The 21,629-nt window shown below is 73.2% G+C and carries 18 protein-coding genes; 9 read left to right on the forward strand and 9 right to left on the reverse strand.

All coding sequences use genetic code 11. The features are described from left to right. Positions 1–5 precede the first annotated feature (5 nt). The 3 genes from OOT42_RS00330 to OOT42_RS00340 all read right to left on the reverse strand — a co-directional run bounded on the left by OOT42_RS00330 (position 6) and on the right by OOT42_RS00340 (position 4,881). On the reverse strand, positions 6–1,367 hold the full coding sequence (locus OOT42_RS00330) for a DNA cytosine methyltransferase (RefSeq protein ID WP_273652992.1): 1,362 nt from the start codon (positions 1,365–1,367) through the stop codon (positions 6–8). Between the two features lie 559 nt (positions 1,368–1,926). Next, positions 1,927–4,284, reverse strand: coding sequence for an LPXTG cell wall anchor domain-containing protein (locus tag OOT42_RS00335; RefSeq protein ID WP_273652993.1), 2,358 nt, complete (start codon positions 4,282–4,284; stop codon positions 1,927–1,929). A 72-nt stretch (positions 4,285–4,356) separates the two neighbouring features. Next, on the reverse strand, positions 4,357–4,881 hold the full coding sequence (locus tag OOT42_RS00340; RefSeq protein ID WP_273652994.1) for a hypothetical protein: 525 nt from the start codon (positions 4,879–4,881) through the stop codon (positions 4,357–4,359). A 174-nt stretch (positions 4,882–5,055) separates the two neighbouring features. Between OOT42_RS00340 and OOT42_RS00345 the strand changes: the two genes are divergently transcribed. Genes OOT42_RS00345 through OOT42_RS00355 form a run of 3 tightly spaced genes read left to right on the forward strand, consistent with a single transcriptional unit; the run spans position 5,056 to position 7,138 of the window. Continuing rightward, positions 5,056–5,352: a hypothetical protein gene (locus tag OOT42_RS00345; protein ID WP_273652995.1), complete on the forward strand. Its 297-nt coding sequence runs from the start codon at positions 5,056–5,058 to the stop codon at positions 5,350–5,352. Next, a complete protein-coding gene (locus OOT42_RS00350; RefSeq protein WP_273652996.1) occupies positions 5,349–6,764 on the forward strand; it encodes a hypothetical protein in 1,416 nt (471 codons plus the stop codon). Before OOT42_RS00345 ends, OOT42_RS00350 begins: the two co-directional genes overlap by 4 nt. Positions 6,765–6,775: 11 nt before the next feature. Then, the gene (locus OOT42_RS00355; protein WP_273652997.1) at positions 6,776–7,138 is read left to right on the forward strand and encodes a hypothetical protein; all 363 of its coding nucleotides are present in this window, start codon (positions 6,776–6,778) and stop codon (positions 7,136–7,138) included. 70 nt (positions 7,139–7,208) lie between these two features. Here OOT42_RS00355 and OOT42_RS00360 read toward each other — a convergent pair whose 3' ends face one another. Continuing rightward, positions 7,209–7,715 (reverse strand): SRPBCC family protein, encoded by a 507-nt coding sequence (locus OOT42_RS00360; RefSeq protein ID WP_273652998.1) that lies wholly within the window; start codon positions 7,713–7,715, stop codon positions 7,209–7,211. Between the two features lie 193 nt (positions 7,716–7,908). Here OOT42_RS00360 and OOT42_RS00365 point away from each other — a divergent pair, with 193 nt between their 5' ends. The 4 genes from OOT42_RS00365 to OOT42_RS00380 all read left to right on the forward strand — a co-directional run bounded on the left by OOT42_RS00365 (position 7,909) and on the right by OOT42_RS00380 (position 13,846). Then, positions 7,909–8,685 (forward strand): SRPBCC family protein, encoded by a 777-nt coding sequence (locus OOT42_RS00365; protein WP_273652999.1) that lies wholly within the window; start codon positions 7,909–7,911, stop codon positions 8,683–8,685. A 380-nt stretch (positions 8,686–9,065) separates the two neighbouring features. Continuing rightward, on the forward strand, positions 9,066–9,515 hold the full coding sequence (locus tag OOT42_RS00370) for a hypothetical protein (RefSeq protein WP_273653000.1): 450 nt from the start codon (positions 9,066–9,068) through the stop codon (positions 9,513–9,515). Then, positions 9,509–10,543, forward strand: a complete 1,035-nt coding sequence (locus tag OOT42_RS00375) for a hypothetical protein (RefSeq protein WP_273653001.1) — start codon at positions 9,509–9,511, stop codon at positions 10,541–10,543. Before OOT42_RS00370 ends, OOT42_RS00375 begins: the two co-directional genes overlap by 7 nt. A 165-nt stretch (positions 10,544–10,708) precedes the next feature. After that, complete coding sequence (locus tag OOT42_RS00380) at positions 10,709–13,846, forward strand: S8 family serine peptidase (RefSeq protein WP_273653002.1); 3,138 nt, start codon at positions 10,709–10,711, stop codon at positions 13,844–13,846. Positions 13,847–13,991: 145 nt separating this feature from the next. Here OOT42_RS00380 and OOT42_RS00385 read toward each other — a convergent pair whose 3' ends face one another. The 5 genes from OOT42_RS00385 to OOT42_RS00405 form a co-directional block, all read right to left on the reverse strand. Next, positions 13,992–14,210 carry a hypothetical protein gene (locus OOT42_RS00385; protein ID WP_273653003.1) on the reverse strand — a complete coding sequence of 73 codons (219 nt, stop codon included), beginning with the start codon at positions 14,208–14,210 and terminating at the stop codon, positions 13,992–13,994. Further along, a complete protein-coding gene (feoB, locus tag OOT42_RS00390; protein WP_273653004.1) occupies positions 14,207–16,096 on the reverse strand; it encodes a ferrous iron transport protein B in 1,890 nt (629 codons plus the stop codon). Before feoB ends, OOT42_RS00385 begins: the two co-directional genes overlap by 4 nt. Positions 16,097–16,113: 17 nt before the next feature. Beyond that, positions 16,114–16,338 carry a FeoA family protein gene (locus OOT42_RS00395; RefSeq protein ID WP_273653005.1) on the reverse strand — a complete coding sequence of 75 codons (225 nt, stop codon included), beginning with the start codon at positions 16,336–16,338 and terminating at the stop codon, positions 16,114–16,116. A 100-nt stretch (positions 16,339–16,438) separates the two neighbouring features. Then, on the reverse strand, positions 16,439–17,146 hold the full coding sequence (locus tag OOT42_RS00400) for a hypothetical protein (protein ID WP_273653006.1): 708 nt from the start codon (positions 17,144–17,146) through the stop codon (positions 16,439–16,441). 160 nt (positions 17,147–17,306) lie between these two features. Next, a complete protein-coding gene (locus OOT42_RS00405; RefSeq protein WP_273653007.1) occupies positions 17,307–20,048 on the reverse strand; it encodes a glycoside hydrolase family 9 protein in 2,742 nt (913 codons plus the stop codon). A 284-nt stretch (positions 20,049–20,332) separates the two neighbouring features. On the opposite strand from OOT42_RS00405, the gene OOT42_RS00410 reads away from it, so the two are divergent. Both OOT42_RS00410 and OOT42_RS00415 read left to right on the forward strand, forming a co-directional pair. Continuing rightward, positions 20,333–20,734 carry a hypothetical protein gene (locus tag OOT42_RS00410; RefSeq protein ID WP_273653008.1) on the forward strand — a complete coding sequence of 134 codons (402 nt, stop codon included), beginning with the start codon at positions 20,333–20,335 and terminating at the stop codon, positions 20,732–20,734. A gap of 10 nt (positions 20,735–20,744) precedes the next feature. Next, a complete protein-coding gene (locus OOT42_RS00415) occupies positions 20,745–21,629 on the forward strand; it encodes a hypothetical protein (protein ID WP_273653009.1) in 885 nt (294 codons plus the stop codon).

The raw sequence follows: 21,629 nt of genomic DNA on the forward strand, positions 1-21,629 counted from the left end.
AGCGTTCAGCCGGCCACAGGGAACATCTCGGCCAGCAGCTTGTCGGGTGCGTCGGGGGCGCCGTCTACGGCGGCAAGGATTCGACGGCCCTGCGGTGTCGTCTGCAGCACGTCGCGGTCGCGGTTCACGTGGGCGCGGAGGATGTGCCACACCACGCCGATGTTTACGCCGTTCCCGAGCTGCTTGTACGTCGCGGACGTCGGCTGCTCGCCAAAGTTGAAGCCGTCCGGCAGACCCTGTAGGCGCGCGGCCTCTCGAGGCGAGAGTCGACGCTCGCGCGGCCCAACGACGCTGGTCTGCGTGATTGCGACGAGCGCTGGCACGTACGTTGGGCGCTTGGCTCGGATGCCGGACGGGCGCAGGTGCATCACTGTGTCCCAGAGCCGCGGCGTGTCCTGTGCCTGCCATTCGAGTTTGCGGCGCGAAGGCGGGAAGGCGTCTGTGAACACGCCCCACTTCTTCGCCCACTTGTCGAGCGTCTTCCTGTGCTCCGTGTAGAACACCGCGTTCTTCGTGAGGTGCTGACGCTTCCACAGCGGGGTTTCCACGGGGATGCGCAGTTCGTCGACCTCGACCCACGCGTCTGCCCAGATGGGGAAGCCCGGTAGGCGCTTACCTTCGCGCTCCTCCCACATGAGCTGGACGAACTCGTCCCACGCGTCGATCCAGAGGCGTTCCGATGGGGTGAGGTCGCAGCCCTGCACATGGTGGTCGGGGTCAAGCGGCAGATGCGTGTCCAGGTCCCAGTCGTCGGGCCCCCAGCCATCGAACCTATCCGCCATCGTCGCTACGGGTGTCGGGCGGCTGTCGCCGATGCCCTTCGGGTTGTACGTCGCGGTGATGAACACGCGTTCACGGACCTGCGGCCGTCCACCGAGCGCAGGCGGCAGGAGGTGCGGGGAGAAGATCGCCGGCACATCCGAGACCCGGTAGCCCTCCTCGCGCAACGTCCGGACGATGATTCGCAGCTCGTGGTCGTGGCGCGGCCCCGCAAGGTTCCGGACGTTCTCGATGAGGACGACGGTCGGCTTGTGCTCCTGCACGATGCGCAACGTGTTGAACCACAAGGTTCCACGGGTCTCGTCCATGCCGCGCTGCGCACCTGACTTAGAGAAGGGCTGGCACGGCAGCCCTGCAGCCAGGATGTCGTGGGGGGGCACGTTCATGACGTCGTCGTTGGCGTCCTTGGTGATGTCGCCGCGCGGGTCCATGCCCCAGTTCCGCTGGTAGGCGGCAGCGGCGTAAGGGTCGATTTCGATGGCGTAGCGGCACGTCCCGCCGTACGCCGACAAGGCCGCGTGGAAGCCGCCGATGCCCGCGAAGAGGTCAACGAACCGGAACGCCGGCTCCTCGGACGTGTCGGTCACAGCAAACCTCCCAGACTACGGTCGCAGGGCGACAACGCGGGCCGTCCCGCAGTCCCCAAGCTAGCAGCTTAGCTGACAGTTCAGCTATCCGTCGGCAGCGTGTCTCCGATGCCGCCCGGCGCGACGGTACGCGTCGGGGCTGACACGCACGGCACCCTGCTGAGCGCGGGCGGGTCCCATGGACCGTGTTCCCGCCGAGCCGAGTGTCGTGTTCCCAGTGGGAACACGACACGCCGGGAACTGCACCCAACTGCAAGGAACTGGCTACAACGACGGGTGGGAACACGGTGTTTCTGCGTTTGACCTGCTCAGACACCACGTTGGCGGGGGTTCAAATCCCCCCTCGCGCACAGTGGGGTGGTTCCCGAAGGAATCGCCCGAGCAGTACCGAGACTCCCGGTCAGGGTTCCTGGCCGGGAGTTTTCGCGTTCGTGGGGCGCCGACGCCCGGGCCGCGGGCCAGTCGGGGACAGCACGGAGCCCCGCCGAGCGGCTCGACGGGGCTCCGTGGCTGCAGGATCGACGGTGACCGGAAGCGTCCGGGCCCGCCTCGTCCTGCCTCAGGGCGAGGTGCGCGCCCGGCGCCGCAGCAGGACGAGCGCCCCACCGACCACGATCAGGCCGAGCGCGGTCGGGACGATCCAGGGGTCGGAGAAGCCCGTCGCGGGCAGCCTCCCGCCCCAGGCCGCGCCGGTGCGCTGGGCGACCGTGCGGCTGCCGGAGCCTCCCGACGGATCGGCGGGAGCCTGTGCGCCGGTCCCGGATCCCGGCGGGTTCGCGGGCACGGGCCCTGGCGGGTCGACCGGGCCGGGATCCGGCGGGTCGGTCGGCTCGGGTGCGATCTGGACGATCGGACCACCGCCCAGCCACGCCATGCTCTCCGCGCCCTCGGCGAAGGTGCCGACGGCGTCGCCGGCCCGGCCGGCCTGCGCGGCCTGGGCGGCCAGCGGCACGCTCACCGCGTCGTAGAGGGAGGACTGCACGGTCGCCGGCAGGGTCGGGTGCGCCTGCTGGAACTGCTCGGCGGGCATCGCCTCACGCGGCGTGTCCGGGAGCGTGACACCGCCGACGATGTCCATCCAGTACTCCATCTCCCCGAACGTCCACTCGTACCGGAAGAGCGGCGTGCTCAGCTGCTCGAGGTACTCGTCGAAGACGTCCTGCGGGTCCCACGCCGTGCGCGCCGGCCACGCCGAGACGTCACCGGAGCCGATCACGTCGTGGAACGCGCCCGGCCGCTCGGCGTCGCGCTCCTTCAGCCACTGGGCGGCCACCCGGGACGTGTAGACGCGACGCAGGTCCGAGTACTCCGGGGCGGTGTTCACCCGCTGCTCCAGCAGCGGCGCGAACGTGTCGGCGATCCGCTGCGTGTTGCGGTCCACGACGTCCTGCGGCGCGTCCTCGCAGAGGTCCTCGACCTGGCCCGGCGGGCGCCAGTCGATGTCCATCGGCTCGTACCGGGCGGCCAGGGGTGCGTCGAGGATGTACAGCTGGTCGCCGTCCTCGCGGACGGTCGCCGGCTCGGGCTCGACCCACATGCGGTACGACCCGTGGCAGATCAGGCCGTCGGAGGTGCGCTCCATCGAGTCCCAGAACGCCTTGCCGTGCTCCGTGGCCGGGTCCATGTACGTGTTCTGCGTCTCCTTGAACCGCAGGTCCGCCTGCAGCAGCACGCGCCCCGCGTCGGTGGTCGCGAACTGCGGGTCGATGATGGACTCCGGCGTGTCCGGGTTGAGGTTCACCCAGAACTGGCTCTGGTCGAGGGACAGCCAGGTGAACAGCGCGTCCGAGGACAGGTCGAGCGCGGCCTCGCCCCCGTATCCCGGCTCGGCCTCGCCGTCGTCCGGCAGCTCGGCGGCGGAGAAGGCGTACCCGAAGTCCTTGGTCTGCGGGTTGTCGGACACGTAGTGCAGCTCGAGCGACGTCCAGTCGATGCCGCCCGGACGCCGCGGACCGAAGCCCTGACGGCGCTGGTCGTTCGCGAAGTCGTCCGCGAGGCGCCGGGCCTCGCGCGCGTCGGCGGCCGTCCGGCCCGAGCGCTGGGCGAGGTCCTTGGCGGCGCCGCCGGTCGGCCTGTTCGGGTCGGGGCTCATCGAGCTGTTGCCCGGGTTCGCCGCCGGGTTCTGCAGGCGTGCGGTGGACTCCAGCACGACGTACCGCACGCCGTGCTGGTTCATCAGCCGGATCTGCCCGGGCAGCGGCTCCTGGCTGAAGACGTAGTACACCCTCCAGCCCGACCCGCGCATCAGCGCCTGGTCGGCCCGCAGCTGGTCGAGCTTGAGCGGTGAGCCACCGGACTTGAGCTCGTAGGCGACCTGCCGGGCACGGTTCACGGAGTCGTACCGGCGGTCGTACCCGAGGTTCTTCTCCTTCGCGAGCTGCGTGTCCTCGCACATCCAGTCCGGGCCGCCGAGCTTCAGGCGCCGCCCGACGTTGCGGTGGAAGCCGTCGCCCCGCGAGTCGTTGGCCATGTTCGGGATGTACGTGTTGCGCCAGCGCTCCCACTCCCACTCGCCGCCGCTGGTCGTGTACTCCTTCCAGCGCCGGAGCATGTGGTCCTCGGACCCGGCGGGGAAGCTCTTGTACTCGCCCTGCAGCGCGTCGAGCTCCGCACTGGTCGGCGCCGCACGGTTCCGGTACGCCTCGGCGGGGTTCTCATACGTGTAGTCCGGGATCTTCTCCTTGTGCCCCGCCGGCACGTTCTTCCCGCCGGGTAGGTCGTCGTCGCCCGCGATGCCGTCAATGCCGTCGATCAGCTCGTCGCACTGGATGTCGAAGCGGGGTGCGGCCTCCACCTCGCCGACCGGGACGAGCACGACCGTGATGGCGAGCGCGAGCCCGGCGGCGAGGCCGAGCAGGTCTCGGAGCCGGTCGCGGCGCCGGTCCGGGCGCGGGAGGTTGCTTCGTGGCACGTCCATCTGGGCCCCCTGAGACCAGCGACGACGCAAACCCCGCCAGGCTCCCGTAAACCGTGCAGAACGGTCAACGGGTTAGTGGGACCGCTCCCTCGCGACCCGGTCCGGAGCGGCGGTCTGAGGGCGGTCGACGTGAAGCCCGGCCGTGAAGGTGAGGACGGCGTCGTGCAGGTCGTCCGCGAACTGCGGTGCGGACGTCGTACCGGTGACCACGGCGAGCCAGATGCTGCCGGGCACCGGGGCGGCGACCTGCGAGGTCGAGCTGAGAGCGCCCGTCACGGTGCGCTCGACGCGGCGCGCGACCAGGCCGGGCCCGATGCCGGTGTCGACGGGCTCGTCGCTCTGCACGACGAGCCGCGCGAGGGTGAGGTCCGCCCGCAGCGGGGCGGTGCGGAGCCACGTCAGGGAGATCGCACTGACCTCGGGCTCGGAGCTCGCGTCGCCCGCCGAGCCCAGGCGCAGCAGCGTCACCACCGCACCGCTGCCCGCGCTGGCCCGGGCCACCGACACCAGCACCGCGGCCGCGCCGCGGCGACGACGCTCGTCGAGCGCCGCCCACACCGGGGTCCGCGCGACGAGGGCGACGAGGTCGTCGCGCATCGACGGCGCGTCTCCTCGCAGGGCGTGCCAGCCGTCGGACGCGGTCACGCCGAAGCTGAACGGTGGCCGTGAGGGGACGCCCGGCAGACCGGATCCCGGCGAGGCGCGCTCGACGCTAGGGTGCACACCCGGACGATCCCATACGAATCGACCCGCGACGCGCAGGGAGCCGACGTGACCGACGAGCTGACCCGGGCGCAGGACCGCGTCGACGACCTGCGCGCGCTGCTGCGCCAGGTCCGGGAGGCGCGCGAGGGCCTCCCGTCCCTGCACCGCGCCGCCGAGGCCGTCGGTTCGCCCGGCACCTGGACGGGGACGGCGGCCGACCGGCTGCACCGCGACGAGCTCGCGCCGGTCGCCGCCGCGCTCCCGCGGACGCTGGTCCGCGTCGAGGAGGCCGTGGCGGACGAGCTCGCGCACGCCGAGCGCGCGCTGGGGCGGGCACGCGAGGACGCGGAGGGCGCCGCGTGACGCGTCTCGTCGAGGTCTGCCCGAAGGCGCTGTCCGAGGTCCGCTCGGACGTGGCGGCGACCCGCGACGCGGTCCGCGACACGGTCGGCCCGTTGCGGCACCGGATGGTCGCGCTGGGCGTGCCGACGGGGGCCATGGACGAGGCACAGATCATGGCGGACCGTCTCGGCACGCACGTGCTCGGCACGCTCGACCCGTACGTCGCGCGCGCACGGGACCTGGCGGCGATGCGCTACGACGGTGCCTTCGGTGCGACCCTGCCGGTGGTCGACGATCCGGACCCGTACGTCCCCGCCAGCCCGTTCACGCAGACCGCGCTCGCGGGTGGGGGCGTCGCCCTGACGTGGAGCGCGGCACCCGTCGAGGAGCAGCAGGCCGACGAGCGGGACACCGAGAGGTCCCGCGGGATCGGCGACTGGTTCGGCGACCGCTGGGACGACCTGTCCGGGGCGGTGTCGGACGGTGTCGACCGGTTCGCCGACGTCGCCACCGACGCCTGGGACGGCGTGCTGGACGCGGGTGGGCAGGTCGCCGACTGGTGGGACCGGACCAGCGCCGACCTCGGCGGCTGGATCGACGAGAACCTGGACGGGCTGCGCGACTTCATCGGCGAGCACGTCGCGGTGTTCCGCGTCCTCGCCTCGGTGTGCCGGGTCGTCGGCTGGGTCCTCGTGGGCGTCGGGGCGGTGCTGACGGTCGCGCTCGCGATCATCGGCGGCCTGGGTGGGGCCGCGATCGGCGCCGTCTTCGGCTTCGGGGTCGGTGCCGTGCCGGCCGGCGGCGCTGGTGTCGTCGCAGGGTTGTCCTTCGGGCTCAAGGTCGTCGGCGTCGGCTTCACGCTCGTGTCCGTCGGCGACTTCCTCGACGTCGCGGCCGACTGGGGCGAGGGCACGATCGACGGGCAGCAGCTCGTCCAGCAGGGCGGCCTCGAGCTCGTCCTCGCCGTGACGTCGTTGCTGGGCGCCGGTGCTGTCGGGAAGATCCTGCAGAAGACCCTGCGGCACCTCCCGGCGTCGTGGCGTTCGGCGCTCGACGACCTCTTCTCCCGCCCGGCGCCGACGCGGCCCCGCGGTCCGTTCGCGTCGTCCGACCCGTTCGTCGCCGACGCCGCCAACGCGATCGAGGCCGCGTTCCCCGGGCAGGTCCGGGACATCAACAACCTCGTGCCGATGAGCAACGGGCTCTCGCGCGAGGTGGACGTCGACCTGGGCGATATCGTCGTCCAGGTCAAGGAAGGCAACGCGCGAGGGCTGACCGGCCAGATCCTCAAGACCGAGCAGACGACCGGCCGCCGGACCATCGGGTTCGCCCCCGACATGCCCGACGGGGCGTGGCAGGCCGCCGCGAGGCAGGGCATCCCGATCGCGCGGTCGCTCGACGAGCTCGTCGCCATGGTGGGAGAGATGCGGTGAAGGGTGCGCTCGTGCTCAGCGAGGACGCGGGCCTGTTCGAGGTCGCGCGCGACGTGATCGTCGGTCGGGGCGGGACCGCGGTCGAGGACACGGCCCAGCTCCGGGGGCCCGACGGCTTCCTGCTGACGCTGTTCCGCGACGAGTACCCGGGCGACGACTTCCGCGAGCAGCCCTTCACCGCGGCCGACGGGGTCGAGGACGTCCCGCCGCTGACGCAGGTGCACGGTCTGCCCGTCGAGTGCCGGTCCGAGGTGCTGTTCGTCGACGTCGTCGGGGCGATCTCGGCTGCCGCCGCGAGGCCCGTGTGGGTCCTGGACAACGAGTCGGTCCTCTGGGCCGCCGAGCGGCTGGACCCCGCGACGATCTCGCTCTGAGTGCCGCGAGGCCGGCAGGGCGGCGCCCGCTCGCGAGGACGCGCGTCCGAGGCCGACCCGGTGCCGCGTGTCAGCCGCTCGTGGCCATCACGCGCGTGAGGGCGTCGACCTTGTCGAGGCACGCCTCGAGGCCGGCGGCCGAGAGGTCGCGCGACGCCTCCGTCGTGTAGCCGCGCTCGATCACGGTGAGCCGTGTGCCGTCGTCGGTGGGCTCGAACGTCACGAGGTGCGGCACGGGGTCGGGGACGCCGTCCAGGCCGGCCGCGGCCGGGCCGAGGTGATGCCCGTCGGCGTCGACGAACCGCAGGTCGTAGCGCAGCTCGTGGGGCGCGTCGACGAGGGTGTACGTCCACGACATGTACGTCGTCGCACCGCCCATCTCCGCCGGTGCGCGCATCCCCAGGAGCGACGTGCCGCCCTCGCGGACGTCCAGCACGGCGACGGGGCAGGTGAACGGGCCGGGGCACCACCACTGCCGGACCAGCCCGGGCTCGGTCCACACCCGCCACGCCTCGTGCGGCGTCACGGGCAGCCGCCGCGTGGCCACCACGTCGTAGGTCTGCTCGGTCTCGGGCATCTCGTCCTCCTGCGGTTCCGACGTCGTCCCCGATACGGACCCGGCTCCGCGGGCGAACTCACCGTCCGGCGACGCGGCGTCTCGTTCACCGTCGCAGGCCACCGGGCGGGCGCTCGGTCCGACCGGCGCGCATGCTGGGTCGAACCGGGCTGGAGCACCTCGGTCCGTCGCGTGCTCGACGTGAGGAAAGTCGATGACCACGAGAGTCGAGAAGTCGGTCCTGGTGAACGTGCCGGTGGCCGTGGCGTACAACCAGTGGACGCAGTTCGAGGACTTCCCGCAGTTCATGGGCGGTGTGAGGTCGGTGACGCAGCTGAGCGACGACCGGTTGCAGTGGGTGGCCGAGATCGCCGGCGTGAAGCGTCAGTGGGAGGCCCGCATCCTCGAGCAGGTGCCCGACCACAAGGTCGCGTGGGCCGCCACCGAGGGTGCGACCAACGCGGGTGCGGTGACGTTCGAGGACGTCGGTGGCGGGCAGACCTCGGTCCACCTGTCGCTGGAGTACGAGCCCGAGGGGCTGGTCGAGAAGGTCGGCGACAAGCTCGACGTCGTCGAGAACCAGGCGGAGAAGGACCTCGAGCGGTTCAAGGCGTTCATCGAGGCCGAGGGGTATGCGACGGGCGCGTGGCGCGGGTCGGTCGGCGCCGGCACGGGCGCGGGCACGCCCGGCGTGGAGGACGCCGCGGCGTCACGTGGCGACTCGGGCAAGGCCGGGGTCTCGGCCAAGGCCGTCGCTGCCGGGGTGGGTCTGGCCGCCGCCGGCGTGGCTGCGGCCGCTGCGACGCGGAAGAGCGGCTCGACCGACGACGTCGTCGTCACCGAGTACGACGACGTGACGCCCGTCGTCACCCCGGACGTCGGGGTCACGCCCGTCGTCGACGAGGACGTGGAGGTCGTCGTCACGGACGTGCCGCCGGCCGGGACGCTCCCCACCACGGAGGACCGGACCGACCCCGGCACCCGGATCTGACCATCACCTCAGGCGCGGTCGCGCGTCACGCCGCCGCTGTCGATGTGACGGGCACGAGCGCACCCGTCATCGCATCTCCCCGACGATCGTCAGCGTCGGAGCACGCCCGCGTCGTCGAAGGTCACCGTGCGCACCCACGGCTCGGCACCGACGTGCGAGTCCAGCCCGAGCGCAGCCGTCGGGACCGGCGCGCCCCTTTTGGTACGGTTCGTCGGTCTTGGAGGACGAGTCGTGAGAGGTCGTGGATGAGGCCGGTCTGGCGCGCCGCGGTGGGTCTGGGAATCGTCGCGGGGCTGGTGGGGTGCTCCTCGCCGCAACCGGCGGCGCCGACCGCTGCGTCGACGACGGCCCCACCGAGTCCGACGCCGACCCCGACGACCGTGGACTACTCCAACGCGGAGCTCGGGATCGTCTTCGAGGACGAGCCGCAGTGGGCGGGCGACGCGGCGGCGGTCTACCACTGGGCGGCGCTGTACGAGACGGAGTACTGGCGGACCCTGACCACCAACACGGTGAGCCCCGCGTTCGCGACCATGGCCTCGCCCGAGGTGCAGGCCTGGATGCAGCAGATCGCCGACACGAACGGGAGTCTCCAGGCCGAGGTCGGCGGGGTGTTCCGCGTGGACGTGCGCGACGTCGTCGTCGAGGGCGACAGCGCCAGCGTGATCGCGTGCCTCGACTACGCCGACGCGACCTTCGCCGACCCCAACGGCTCCTACACCCCCGACCAGGTCGGGTTCGGCGGCGTCTCGCACCAGGAGCTCACGTTCCTGCGCGTCGACGCCGACGCGTGGATCGTCCAGACCAGCACGGTCGAGGGCAAGTGCTGAGGCGGCTCCTCGCCGCCGTCGCGTCCGCGCTCGTGCTCCTCGCAGGGGCGGTCGCCCCGGCCCTGGCGGCCGACCCGCCCGGGTTCCTCGGCGAGGCGGACGACGTCACCCCGCCGCCGGCGCCGGTCGTGACGCCCGAGTCGTCGGGCGAGGGTGTGGCGGTGCGGGTGAGCCAGTCAGGGTCGACGTCGTCGGGCCGGTCGTTCTCGGGGACCTCGACGGTGTGGGTGCCGCCGATGTGCTGGTACTCGCGGGGGATGACGGGGGCGGAGTACTACGAGACGTGGCGACCGGGGGGTGCGGTCGAGACGGGTGGGTTGTGGTCGCCGAGCGGCCGCCGGTACGTCGACATGACCGTGCACCCGGGCTACGAGCAGTACGCGACGGTCGAGGGCTTCTGGTACGAGCCGATGTGCCGGGCGGGGGCGCCGCGGGAGTACTCCCAGGAGTACTTCGCCTCGCACCCGGCTCGGTTCGTGACGCCGACCGACCAGGTCCCGGCGCGGCAGGAGTCGATCGACCCGGCGGTGCTGGCGCAGGTCGCCGAGGACGCGATGGAGCTTCCGGCGGGGCAGATCCGGTGGAGCCCGTCGCTGTCGGGGGTGGGCGCCACGGTGGTGGGCGTGGAGACGTGGGTGTGGGTCGAGGACGCCCCCACGCAGGTCAGCGTGCGTGCGGAGATCCCGGGGACGTGGGCGCAGGTCGACGCGGTGCTGTCCGGGCTGCGGGTGTCGGCGCCGGGGGCCGGGACGGCGGACTGCCCGGGTGCGGGCGCGGTGTGGTCGGCGGGGGCGGACCCGGACGCCGCGTGCACGGTCGTGTTCCACCGCTCGACCGCGGGCGGGGACGACGTCGACGGGGACGACGCCACGCCGCCGACGGTGACCCTGACCGCGACCGCGTCGTGGACGGCGTCGTGGATCTCGTCCCTGGACGCCGACCCGACCGAGCTCGCCCCGCCGGACCCGCAGACGACGACGACGCAGATCGCGGTCGCCGAGGTCCAGGGCCTCGTCACCCGCCCGTAGGGGCCGCAGGACGGGACAGCGCGACCGAGCTGTCGGGCGGGGTGGTGCGAGGTCCCTGGTTCGCTCGCGGATGCGGCTGTCATGCTCAGGTCTCGGGGGTGGCGTGCCGATATACCCCTCAGGCCCCGGTTTGGGGCGTCCGGTCGGACTCGAGCGAGGACTCCCATGACCCTCCAGCCTCACCGGCTGCGTCGTCGTACCGCCCTCTCGGCGGCGTCCGCGGGCGCGGTCGTGTCCCTGGTCCTCGTGCTCCTCGCGCCGCCCGGCGCGGCCGAGCCGACGGCACCGGAGCCGTCCGACGCACAGCCGGGTGAGGTCGTGCAGACCCCCGACGAGTCCACGGCTGAGACCACCGCCGGGACGACGGGCGAGGCACCGGCGGCGCCGGACCGGGTGCTCGTCCGGTTCGAGCCCGGCACCGCCGACCTGGTGCAGCGGTCGGCGCTGGCCGCCGCGGACGCGACGCTCGACGGCGCCGTCGGGAGCACCGGGTTCGTGGCGGTCGAGACGCCGCCCGGTGAGGCCGAGGCCGTCGTCGAGCAGCTCGCGGACGACCCCCGGGTCGCGGAGGTGCAGCTCGACCACGTGCGGTCCGCGTTCGGCGTGCAGGAGTGGGGCGGGGACGAGTACCTCGACTACCAGTGGGCGCACCTGGAGCTCACGACGCTGCCCTCCGCGTGGGAGGTCAGCACGGGTGCGGGCACGACGATCGCGGTTCTCGACTCGGCGATCGCGACCAGCCACCCGGAGTTCAGCGGCCGGGTGCTCCCGGGATGGGACGTCATCGAGGGGAACGGCACCCCCGAGGGCCTGGTCGCGCACGGCACGATGGTGGCCGGGATCGCCGCCGCCGGCGCGCAGGGTCTGGGCACGGTCGGTGCGGCGTACAAGGCGTCCCTGATGCCGGTGCGTGTCCTCGACGACAACGGGTACGGCACGGACTCGGGCGTCGCGACCGGCATCGACTGGGCGTCGACGCGGGGCGCGGACGTCATCAACCTGTCGCTCGGCGGCCCCGCCGAGTCGCCCGTGCTGAAGACCGCGCTGCAGCGTGCCGTGGCCCGCGGTTCGGTCGTGGTGATCGCCGCGGGGAACACGTCCGACGACGTCCCGCAGTACCCGGCCGCGTACGCCGCCGACATCCCCGGCGTGCTGTCCGTCTCGATGACGGACGGCGACGGCTCGCTCGTGCGCGGCGAGCGGGGGTCGGGCTCGTCGTGGAACGACGCGGTGTCGATCGCGGCGCCCGGGTTCGACGCGGTCGGGACGATGGGCGCGAACGGGTACGGGTTCGGGACGGGCACGTCGTTCGCGGCGCCGTTCGTGAGCGGTGCGGCCGCGCTGGTGGCCGCCAAGAACCCGACGTGGACGCCGGACAAGGTCGCCGAGCGGCTGATGGCGACCGCGCGCGACGCGGGTCCGCGCGGGGTCGACCCGTACTTCGGGCGCGGGATCGTCGACGCCGCGGCGGCGCTCGGCCTCACCCCGGCGCCCCCGCTGGACCGCAGGGTCTCCGACGAGACCGTCGACGACCTGCCGGCGACGGCACGGCCGGTCACCCTCCCGGTCGCCGGGCCGGTGGACCTCGAGGCCGAGGGTGACATCGACTGGGTCCGGTTCACGGCCACCGCGGGCGCGGACTACTGGATCGCCGTCGAGGGCGGGCGTACGCCGGTCGCGACGGTGCTCGACGCCGACGGTCGGGAGATCGGGTACTCCGGGGGCCGCGAGCACGTCTACCGCGCCCCCGCGAACGGGCCGGTGTACGTCGGGGTCGGTCCGCAGGGCCTGGACGACGAGACCCCCACGCTGTCGATCCGCCGCTACGACGCGAGCAGCGGCCCGGTCGACCCGGCCGGTGCCGGGGCGTGGGTGTGGTCCGTCGACCCGGCGGCGTACTCGTCGGGTGTCGGCGTGCGGCCGGACCTCACGGTGACCAGCCGCCGCCAGCTCGCGGCGGGCGCGGGCGACGGTGTCCGGCTCGTCGGCTCGGACGGCAAGGCCGTGACCCTCGTGCCCGTCGCGACGACCGCGACCAGCGTGACGCTGCGTCCCGCGGCCGACCTCACGGTCGGCGGCCACTACGAGCTGCGGGTCACCGGCATGACCGACACCGGCGGCGACGTCATGACGGAGACCGTCCGCAGCTGGTTCACCGTCGGGGCCGCCGGTCAGCGCTTCACGCCGGTCGACCCGTACCGTGTGCTCGACACGCGTCAGGGCTACGGGCCGATCTACCCCGGCCGTCCGGTCGACGTCGACCTCGGCGACCTCGTGCCGGCCGACGCGACGGCCGTCGTCCTCAACGTCACGGCGGCCGCGCCCCGCGGCAACGGGTTCGTCCGCGTCTTCCCGACGCCCGCGGTCGGCGTGACGACCGAGCCGTCGACGTCGAGCCTCAACCTCGCGCACGGCGTCGACCAGCCGAACCTCGTGACCGTGAAGCTGGGCCGTGACCAGCACGTCCGCATCTCGGCGGTGTGGACGACGACGGACATCGTCGTCGACCTGGCGGGGTACTACAGCAGCGGTGGTGCGACGGCGTACCAGCCGGTGTCGCCGGTGCGCGTGATGGACCTGCGCACGGGTGAGGCGGGCGGGCCGAAGGGCATGGTCCGGGCGCGCAGCTACGTCGAGCTGCAGGTCGCCGGGCGCAACGGCGTGCCGGCCGACGCGACCGCGGTCGTCCTCAACGTCACCGGGGTGAACCCGGCCGCCCGCACGACGGTCCGCGTCTACCCCGCCCCCGAGCCGTACCAGAACACGTGGATGCCGGAGGTCTCGAACCTCAACCTCATCCCCGGTCGCGACCAGCCCAACCTGGTGACGGTGAAGGTCGGGTGGGGCGGGAAGATCCGCCTCTACTCGCACAACGTCGACATGTACCTGGTGGCGGACCTGGCGGGCTACTACACGCCGACCGGTGCCAACGGGTTCACGGCGATGGACCCCGAGCGTCTCGCGGACACCCGGACCGGTCAGGGCCTGCCCGGCGGGCCGATGTACCCGGGGGTCACGCGCTCGCTCGCCGTGGCGGGCACGGCGGGAATCCCGGCGGACGCGACGGCGGCGGTGTTCAACGTGACCGGTGCCCGGCCGCAGTACCTCACGGTCATCCGGGTGTTCCCGACCGGACCTGGCGCGCCGCCGAGCGTGTCCAATCTCAACCTCGTGCCCGGCCGTGACGACCCGAACATGGTGATCTCGCGGATCGGCGACGGCGGGAAGGTGTCGTTCTACAGCCACTCGGCGCTGACCGACCTGGTCGTCGACGTCGGCGGGTTCTTCCGCACCTTCGGCTGAGCCGGGCGGACCCGACCGGCGGGGCTGATCGAGCGCGGGGCCGCGCACGTCGCCGTGACGGTCCGGTCGCCGCCCCCGGGGGCGTCGGCGCTCACGACGATCGACGCGCGCGACGACCGGGTCGCGGACGTCGGCAGGCGGCAGGTCAGCGGGCGAACGGGCAGCCCGCGCAGCCGGGCGGGCGCGCGTCGGTGGTCGCCGCGCAGTCGGTGCACCCAGCGGTCGGGCGGAGGACGAGCCCGAGCGACTCGGCGTGGTCGAGCGCGGCCTCGACGGCGCCCACCGACATCCCGAGGCGGGCGGCGACGCGGGCGGGACGACGGCCTGCCCGCGTCTCCCGGACCACCGCGGCGAGCGTGGTCACAGCAGCCGTCCCACCTGGAACACCGCGACGGCGAGCACCCACGCGAGGACGAGCTGCGCGGCCACCGCGCTCGCGGTCCAGCGGGCGCCGAACAGCCGGACCTGCTCGGCGAGCGTCGCGAGGCACGGCGTGTAGGCGAGGACGAACACCATGAACGCGAGGGCCGCGGCCGCACCGGCGCCGCCCGAGGTCCGGTCGAACGTCGCGCGGAGCTGCGCGCCGAGGTCGCCGGGTCGCGTCGGGTCCTCCGGCTCGGCGACGGCGTAGGTCTGCGCCATCGAGCCGACGACGACCTCCTTCGCGACGAAGCCCGTCATGAGGGCCGCGGACGCGTGCCAGTCGTCGAAGCCGGCGGGCGCGAGCACGGGTGCGACGGACTCGGCCACCCGGCCGTAGACGCTGTCCTCGACAGGCACGTCGGCGACCGTGTGGCCCGGCGTCGCGGGGACGGCCATGAGGAGCCAGACGACCGAGAGGGTCGCGACGACGATCGAGCCGGCCTTCGTCACGAACGACCGCACGCGCACCCACGTGGTCGTCGCGATCGACGTCAGCCGGGGGCGCTGGTACGCGGGGAGCGCGAGGACGAAGGGCTCGCGACGGAGGTCGCGGAACGCCGTGCGGCGCAGCAGCACGCCGGCGCCGACGACGAGCAGCGCGGACACGACGTAGAGGCCGAGGACCGCGAGGCCCGCGCTGTCCGGGAAGAAGACGGCCGCGAGCATGAGGTAGACGGTCAGGCGTGCCGTGCACGACGTCAGGGGGATCAGCAGGCCGGTGAGCAGCCGTTGGCGGGCGTCCGGCAGGACTCGCGTCGCGGACAGCGCGGGCAGGTTGCACCCGAAGCCGACGACGAGCGGCAGCACCGCGCGGCCGTCGAGCCCGAGAGCGGCCATCGCGCGGTCGGCGACGAAGGCCGCCCGCGCGAGGTAGCCGGAGTCCTCGAGCAGCGCGACGGCGACGAACATCAGCGCCATCAGCGGGACGAACGACAGGACGGTGGCGACGCCCGCGACGACGCCGTCGAGCACGAACCCGCCGACCCAGTCGGGCGCGGGGTCGAGCACCGTGCGCAGCACGCCGCCGAGCCACCCGTTGACGACACCGTCGACGGCGTCCATGAGCGGCGCGGCAGCGACCGTGACCAGCTCGAACAGCGCCCACATGACCGCGAGCAGCACGGGCAGGCCGATCCACGGACGCAGCAGAACCTCGTCGATGCGGTCGGACCACGTCCGGACGGCGGGCCGGGCGTCGCCGGTCAGCCCTGCACGGGCGCAGACCTGCTGCACCCACGCGAACAGTCCTTCGGCGTCGGCCCAGACGTCTCCGGCACCGTCGGACGCACCGGCGCGCGGCGGCGTGAGGTGCTGGGGCGCGGTCAGGGCCGCGCGCACGGCCATGACCAGCGCGGGGACCCCGGCACCGGTCCGCGGGTCGACACCGACGACGGGCACGCCGAGCGCCCGGGCCAGCGCGCCCGGCTCGACGTGCAGCCCGCGGGCGGCGGCGACGTCGCGCATCGTGAGGCCCACGACCGCGGGCACGCCGGCGTGGGCGAGCTGGCCGACGAGGTAGAGCGATCGCTCGACGGCCGACGCGTCGACCAGCACGACGACCAGCGCGAGGTCGTGCGCGGCACCGCCGACGGTGTCCGCGGTGACCTGCTCGTCGGGCGTCCGGGCGAGCAGCGAGTACGCGCCCGGCAGGTCGACCAGGTCGACGTCGGCCGCCCGCCACACGCCCGTCGCGAGCTCGACCGTCGTGCCCGGCGCGTTGACGACGCGCTGCCGGGCGCCCGTCACGCGGTTGAACAGCGTCGACTTGCCGACGTTCGGGCTGCCGACGAGCGCGACGGTCGGCCGGCTCGTCGGCGCGACGGGCACCGGCGTCTCATGGCACGTCATGCCGCGAGCGCCACGTCGATGCGGCGGCACGTGGGCCGGTCGACGGCGAACCGCTCGGCGCCGACCGCGACGACCCTGCCCTGCGCGCGCACGTCGTGCGTCACCTCGACCAGCGCGCCCGGGCGCAACCCGAGCTCGCGCAGCCGCAGGCCCGCCGCGCCGGGGACGTCGACGGCGAGGATCCGGACGTGCGTGCGGGCGGGGCACGAGGCGAGGTCCACGGCCCGACCGTAGGAGTGAGGCATGCCTCACCTCATGCGACCAAGGTCCTATCTCGGCGGGAGAGCGCGTCGCCGTGAGCGAGGGACGCCTCGGCACGGGTCACAGCGTGATGCCTGTCCGTGCGGCGACGTCGCGGACGAAGTTCTGGCAGCTGTACCGGGGGTAGTCCGTCGGCTGCGGCAGAGCCGCTGGGTTGTAGTGGTACGCCGTGGCGGCGACACCGCGCGCAGCGTCGACCACCGCGCCCGACGTCAGGCCCTCGGGCACGGCGACCTGCTGGACGAGCGAGTTCGCCTTGTGCGCGCCCGCACCCCAGAGCACGCGAGGTCCGTCGGCGAGGGTCAGGTCGAGCTGGAACCAGCCCGTGGCGCCCTCGGGGGACGACGCCTCGAGGATGAGCCACCAGTGCTGCTTGTGGGCGACCGGCCCATCGGTCTTCCAGAGCAGGATCCGGGTGACGGCACCCTCGACCTTCGGCCCCACGGACTTCTCGAGCAGCGCACCGAACCGCACCAACGTCGCGGGCTCGTTCCCCGCTCCCGGCTGAGGGGTTGGGGTCGGGTCGCCGCCCTCCTGACCTCGCTGGACGGGCACGGGGCGTGCGCGCACATCGAGGAGACGGGTCGCAGCCCGGTTGCCGGCGGTGCGCTGGACGAGCCGGATCTGGGCCGCGTCGGGCGCGTGCACGCGGGCCCGGTCCGGTGCGACGACCCTCGACACGTCCCGAGCGGCGTGCGAGCGGGCCGACGAGGCGGCGCGTTCCGGTCGTTCACCCAGCCGCACGTCCTGGTACCCGGTCCGGACCATGGCGACCACTCTCTCGACGCGAGGCGCTCGTGCTCGACGGTTCCAGCGTAGGCGGGTGCCCGTGCACGAGGCCGCACGGGGCGGACGGCCGCCGGTCACGTGGACCGGCGGCCGTCGTCGCCGTGCTGCGTGGGGTGCCCCGTGGCGGGAGCCGGACGGCTCAGACGCAGGGCGCCCCGTTGACGGTGAACGCCGTCGGCGTGGTGTTCGTGCCGCTGTACGAGCCGTTGAAGCCGATGCTCGTCGAGCCGCCGGCGGGTACGGTGCCGTTCCACGGCGCGTTGGTCACGGTCACGGCCGACCCCGTCTGGCTGTAGGTGGCGCTCCACCCCTGCGTGACCTTCTGGTCGCCCGGGAAGGTGAAGCCCAGCTGCCACGACGACCACGGCGCCGACCCGGTGTTGGTCACCGTGATCGAGGCGGTGAAGCCGTTGCCCCACGAGTTCGCCGTGTAGGCGACGCGGCACGCGCCGGGCGGCGGGGTGGTGACGTCGGGGAGCGTCCGGAAGGTGACGCTGGGCGACAGGGCGGAGAGCTGGCCCGCGGTGTCCTTGGCCCGGACCGTGAGCACGTGGTCGGTTCCGGGGGCCAGGCCGGTGAGCGTGACCGACGGGGTGCTCGACGTCGCCACGACGGTGCCGTCCTGCGCCCTCAGGACGTCGTACCCGGTCACGCCCTTGTCGTCGGTCGAGGGCGTCCACGTGAGCGTGGCACCGGTCTGCGTGATCGCCGACGCGACCGGGACGCCCGGCGTGCTGGGCGGCAGGTCGGCGGTGGTGCCGGTGGTCCGCACGGTGACGGACGCCGAGTCGGAGGACAGGCGGGCGTTGTTGCGGGCCCGGACGACGAACGTGTACGAGGTGCTGGGCGTCAGGCCCGTCACCGTCGCCGAGGTGGTCGTGGTCGACGCCACGATCTGCAGCGCGTCGCCCGCGATGCGGATCACGTCGTACCCGGCGACGCCGCTCTCGGGGTCGCTCGACGCGGTCCAGGTCAGGGTGACCGACGTGTCCGTCACGGCGCTCGCGGTCGGCGTGCCCGGGACGGTCGGCGGCGTCGTGTCGACGGGCGGCGCGGTGCCCGCCTTCTCGGCGGCCCAGCTCGCGAGCCAGGCCAGCGCCGAGTTCCAGTTGATCGCGACCTCGTTGACCGAGTACGCCTCGATGTGGTCGACGAAGCACTTCTGGGCCGCGCAGCCGCCGAGCTGGGCCGCGGCGATCGGGTCCTGCAGCTCGCTGTTCGGGCCGCCCGAGAACGACCCCGGCGGCGCGATCGGCAGGGACGCGTCGGCCTGGTGCGCCCAGAAGCGGTGGTGCACGTTCTGCACGGCCCGCTCGCCGTAGCCCGCGATGTACGACTGGTTCAGCGGGTTGCGGCCCTGGAAGTAGTCGAGCGTCGCGTAGACGCCGGTGCGGTACTTCGACTGGCCGGTGAAGTCGTACGCCAGCGCCAGGGCGTTCGCGTTGTTGGCCACCTGGCCGTTCGAGCCCCAGTAGTAGACCGAGCCCGCGTTGTTCGGTGCAGGGTAGGCCTGGGCGTTCTGGCGGGTCAGCGCCGCGTCGGCGAACGACACGATCGCGGCGCGGGTCGCGGCGACGTCGGCCGCGGGGAGCCCGGTCGGGACGAGCGCGAGCGTCGTGTCGCCGAGCCCGCCGGTCCAGCCCCAGTCGTAGCCGCGCTGCGCGAAGCTCCCGCCCTTGTAGAGCGGCGAACCCGTGACGTCCGCGCGGTAGGTGTCGGAGCCGGTCGTCGCGTAGAGCTCGGCGGCGGCCCAGTAGAACTCGTCCGTCACGGAGCTGTCGCTGTACGCGCCACCGCCGGTCCCGTCGGTGCTCGAGGCGAGACGGTTGGGGTTGGCCTTGGCGGCCGCGTACGCGGTCTGCGCCGCGGAGAGCGCCTTCGCGGAGAACGTCGGGTCGTACGTCTTCCACAGCCGCGACGCCTGCGCGGCGACCGCGGCCATGTTGAGCGTCGCCGCGGTGCTCACGGGCGACAGGAGCCGGCGCTGGCTGTCCCGCGCGGGGATCGTCGGGAGCGCCGTCCAGTTCTCGTCGTGGATCTTGTGGTGCACCATCCCGGCGTCCGTGCGGCCGGCCGGCACCTGCATGCGGAGCAGGAACTCGACCTCCCACCGCGCCTCGTCGAGGACGTCCGGGGCGCCGTTGGCGCGCTCGGGGATCGCCATCGTCCCGTCGGCCAGCGCCGTGGCGTCGGCGCCCGCGACGTGCAGCGTCCGCTCGTACGCGTTCTGCAGCTGCCACGTCGCGATGCCGCCGTTGACGACGTACTTGCCCTGGTCACCGGCGTCGTACCAGCCGCCGCGCACGTCGAGGCTGTACCCGCACGACTGCCGGCACGGGACGCTGGTGTCGCCCTGGTTCGGCGCGACGCCCAGGTGCCCGGCCGCCCGCGCGTACGTGCTGCCGACGTACTGCGACTCGATCGCGATGCCGCTGCGCTGGTGGTAGAAGAACGCGAGCGCGTCGTACCGCAGCTTCTTGACGGGGTCCGCGGAGATGTCGAAGGGGAGGCTGCTCGCGCCGCCGGCGGACAGCACGTAGCCCGAGCCCGGGGTGTCGAACGTCGAGAAGTCGATCTGGTGGGTCGAGTCGCCGGACAGCGCGTCGGCGCCCCGCACGATCGACTGCCCGGACGCGACCGTCGTCCCGGCCGCGTTCCGCAGCGTCCAGACGACGGGTGACGTCGACGTGCTGACCAGCGTCGCGACCTTGGCGACGCCCGGCACGTAGGCGACCTGGTTGACCTTGACCTGCGAGCCCGGGTCGGGGGCCGCGAACGCCGCCTGCGGGGCGACGACGCCGCACACGGCCAGGGCCGCGGCGACCGCGACGGCGGCGACGCGGGCCCGGCGCGGCCCTCGGCGGTGGGTGTTCCATGACATGGCGGTCCTTCGTTGGACGGACGACTGGTGAGGGTGCCGTCACCACGAGGGCCGGCCGGCACGGTCGTCGGGGGGAGGCTCCGTCCACGCTAGGGCGCACGCGGAGCCGGTCAGGGGCGCTCCGGCAGCGGAATCGATTAGGCCGTGACGTCGCCCGGTCCCGGTGCGGGGGCACCGCACGGATCCTCGTGGTGCTCACCACGATGTGCGGCACCGCCGCGGGGCGAAGGCTCGTGCCGACGGAGGCGACCAGCGCCTCGGCAGGCACACCCGGGAGACGGATCATGCCCAGCATCACCAACCCCAACCTGACCCTGAGCGAGTCCGAGGGCCAGGTCACGCTGCGCGTCGAGTACGACGCCACCTTCACGCCCATCGACCGGCACCTGGCGGCCCTCGGGCTCAACTTCCACGCGCACACCACCGCGCACGGCTCCGACGGCGGGATCAAGGGACCGACGCTCACGGAGTTCCCGCGGCACCGGTTCGAGGTCACCGACGGAGAGCGGGACCAGGTCTTCGAAGGCGTCGTCGAGCGTCACACCGTCGCCCGCTCGGTCCTCGGCGAGGACCCCGTCGGCGACGCCGACGAGATCATGGTCAACGTCCGCGTGCACAGCCCGCTGCCACCGATCTTCACGGACGACGAGCTGTCCGACATCGAGACCCTGACCTCGGCGGGGTGAGGAGTCGACCATGTGCTGGCACAGAGAAGACAACGCACCACCGAGCTTCACCTGGACGCTCACCGTGACGAACGTCAACGGGGCGACGGTGCGGCACCACGTCCCGGCAGGCGCGATCGGGCTGGTCGTCCTGTTCGACGGCGGAGGCGGCGGGAGCGTCTGGTTCCGGCTGATGGAGAACCGGCTCCAGGTCGAGGCGCTCGTCGACGCGGGCTACGCGGTCGCGGCGCTGGACAGCGCCGGCCCGAGCGGTGACTACGACATGACGGCCGACCCCGTGACGAACCAGGACCTCGTCAACGTGGACGCGCTGATCACCCTCCTCGGGTTCGGCGGGTCGGACGTCTACTACCTCGGCTTCTCGTCGGGCGGCGCGTTCGCGAGCCTCGCGACGGTGTTCACGCCCGCCCGGGCGCTCGCGCTGTTCAACGTCCGGGGCGTCGCGAGCACGTTCTCGAACGCGGTCTTCCTGCCGCCCCCGACCCTGTGGGTCGTGGGCCGGAACGACCGGCGCATCCCACCCACCGACCCGGGACTCGTCGCGAACTGGGCGGCGATCGCGGCCAGCGGGGTCGACTGGCAGTTCTACGTCAACGAGCCGGCCGGCCTGCTGCCCGAGGCCTTCGAGCGCATCAGCGACCCGACGTCGAGCGTGAGCCCCGCCGACTCCGCCGACGCGGTCGCGGACCTCCGGGCGGGCGCCCAGCTCGACGCGTGCTCGGTCCCGGTCGGGCCGGCGAGCGCGATCAACTGGGCCGTCGTGTCGCCCGGGCCGTCCTTCACGGCGGACTTCCAGGCCGAGGCGCAGCGCCAGATCAACGAGCTGTACGGGTCGCACGTCCTCACGAGCGACTTCCGGCAGCAGGTCGTCGCGTTCTTCCAGGCCCACACCTGA

The sequence above is a fragment of the Cellulomonas fimi genome (assembly GCF_028583725.1).
Classification (GTDB): domain Bacteria; phylum Actinomycetota; class Actinomycetes; order Actinomycetales; family Cellulomonadaceae; genus Cellulomonas; species Cellulomonas fimi_B.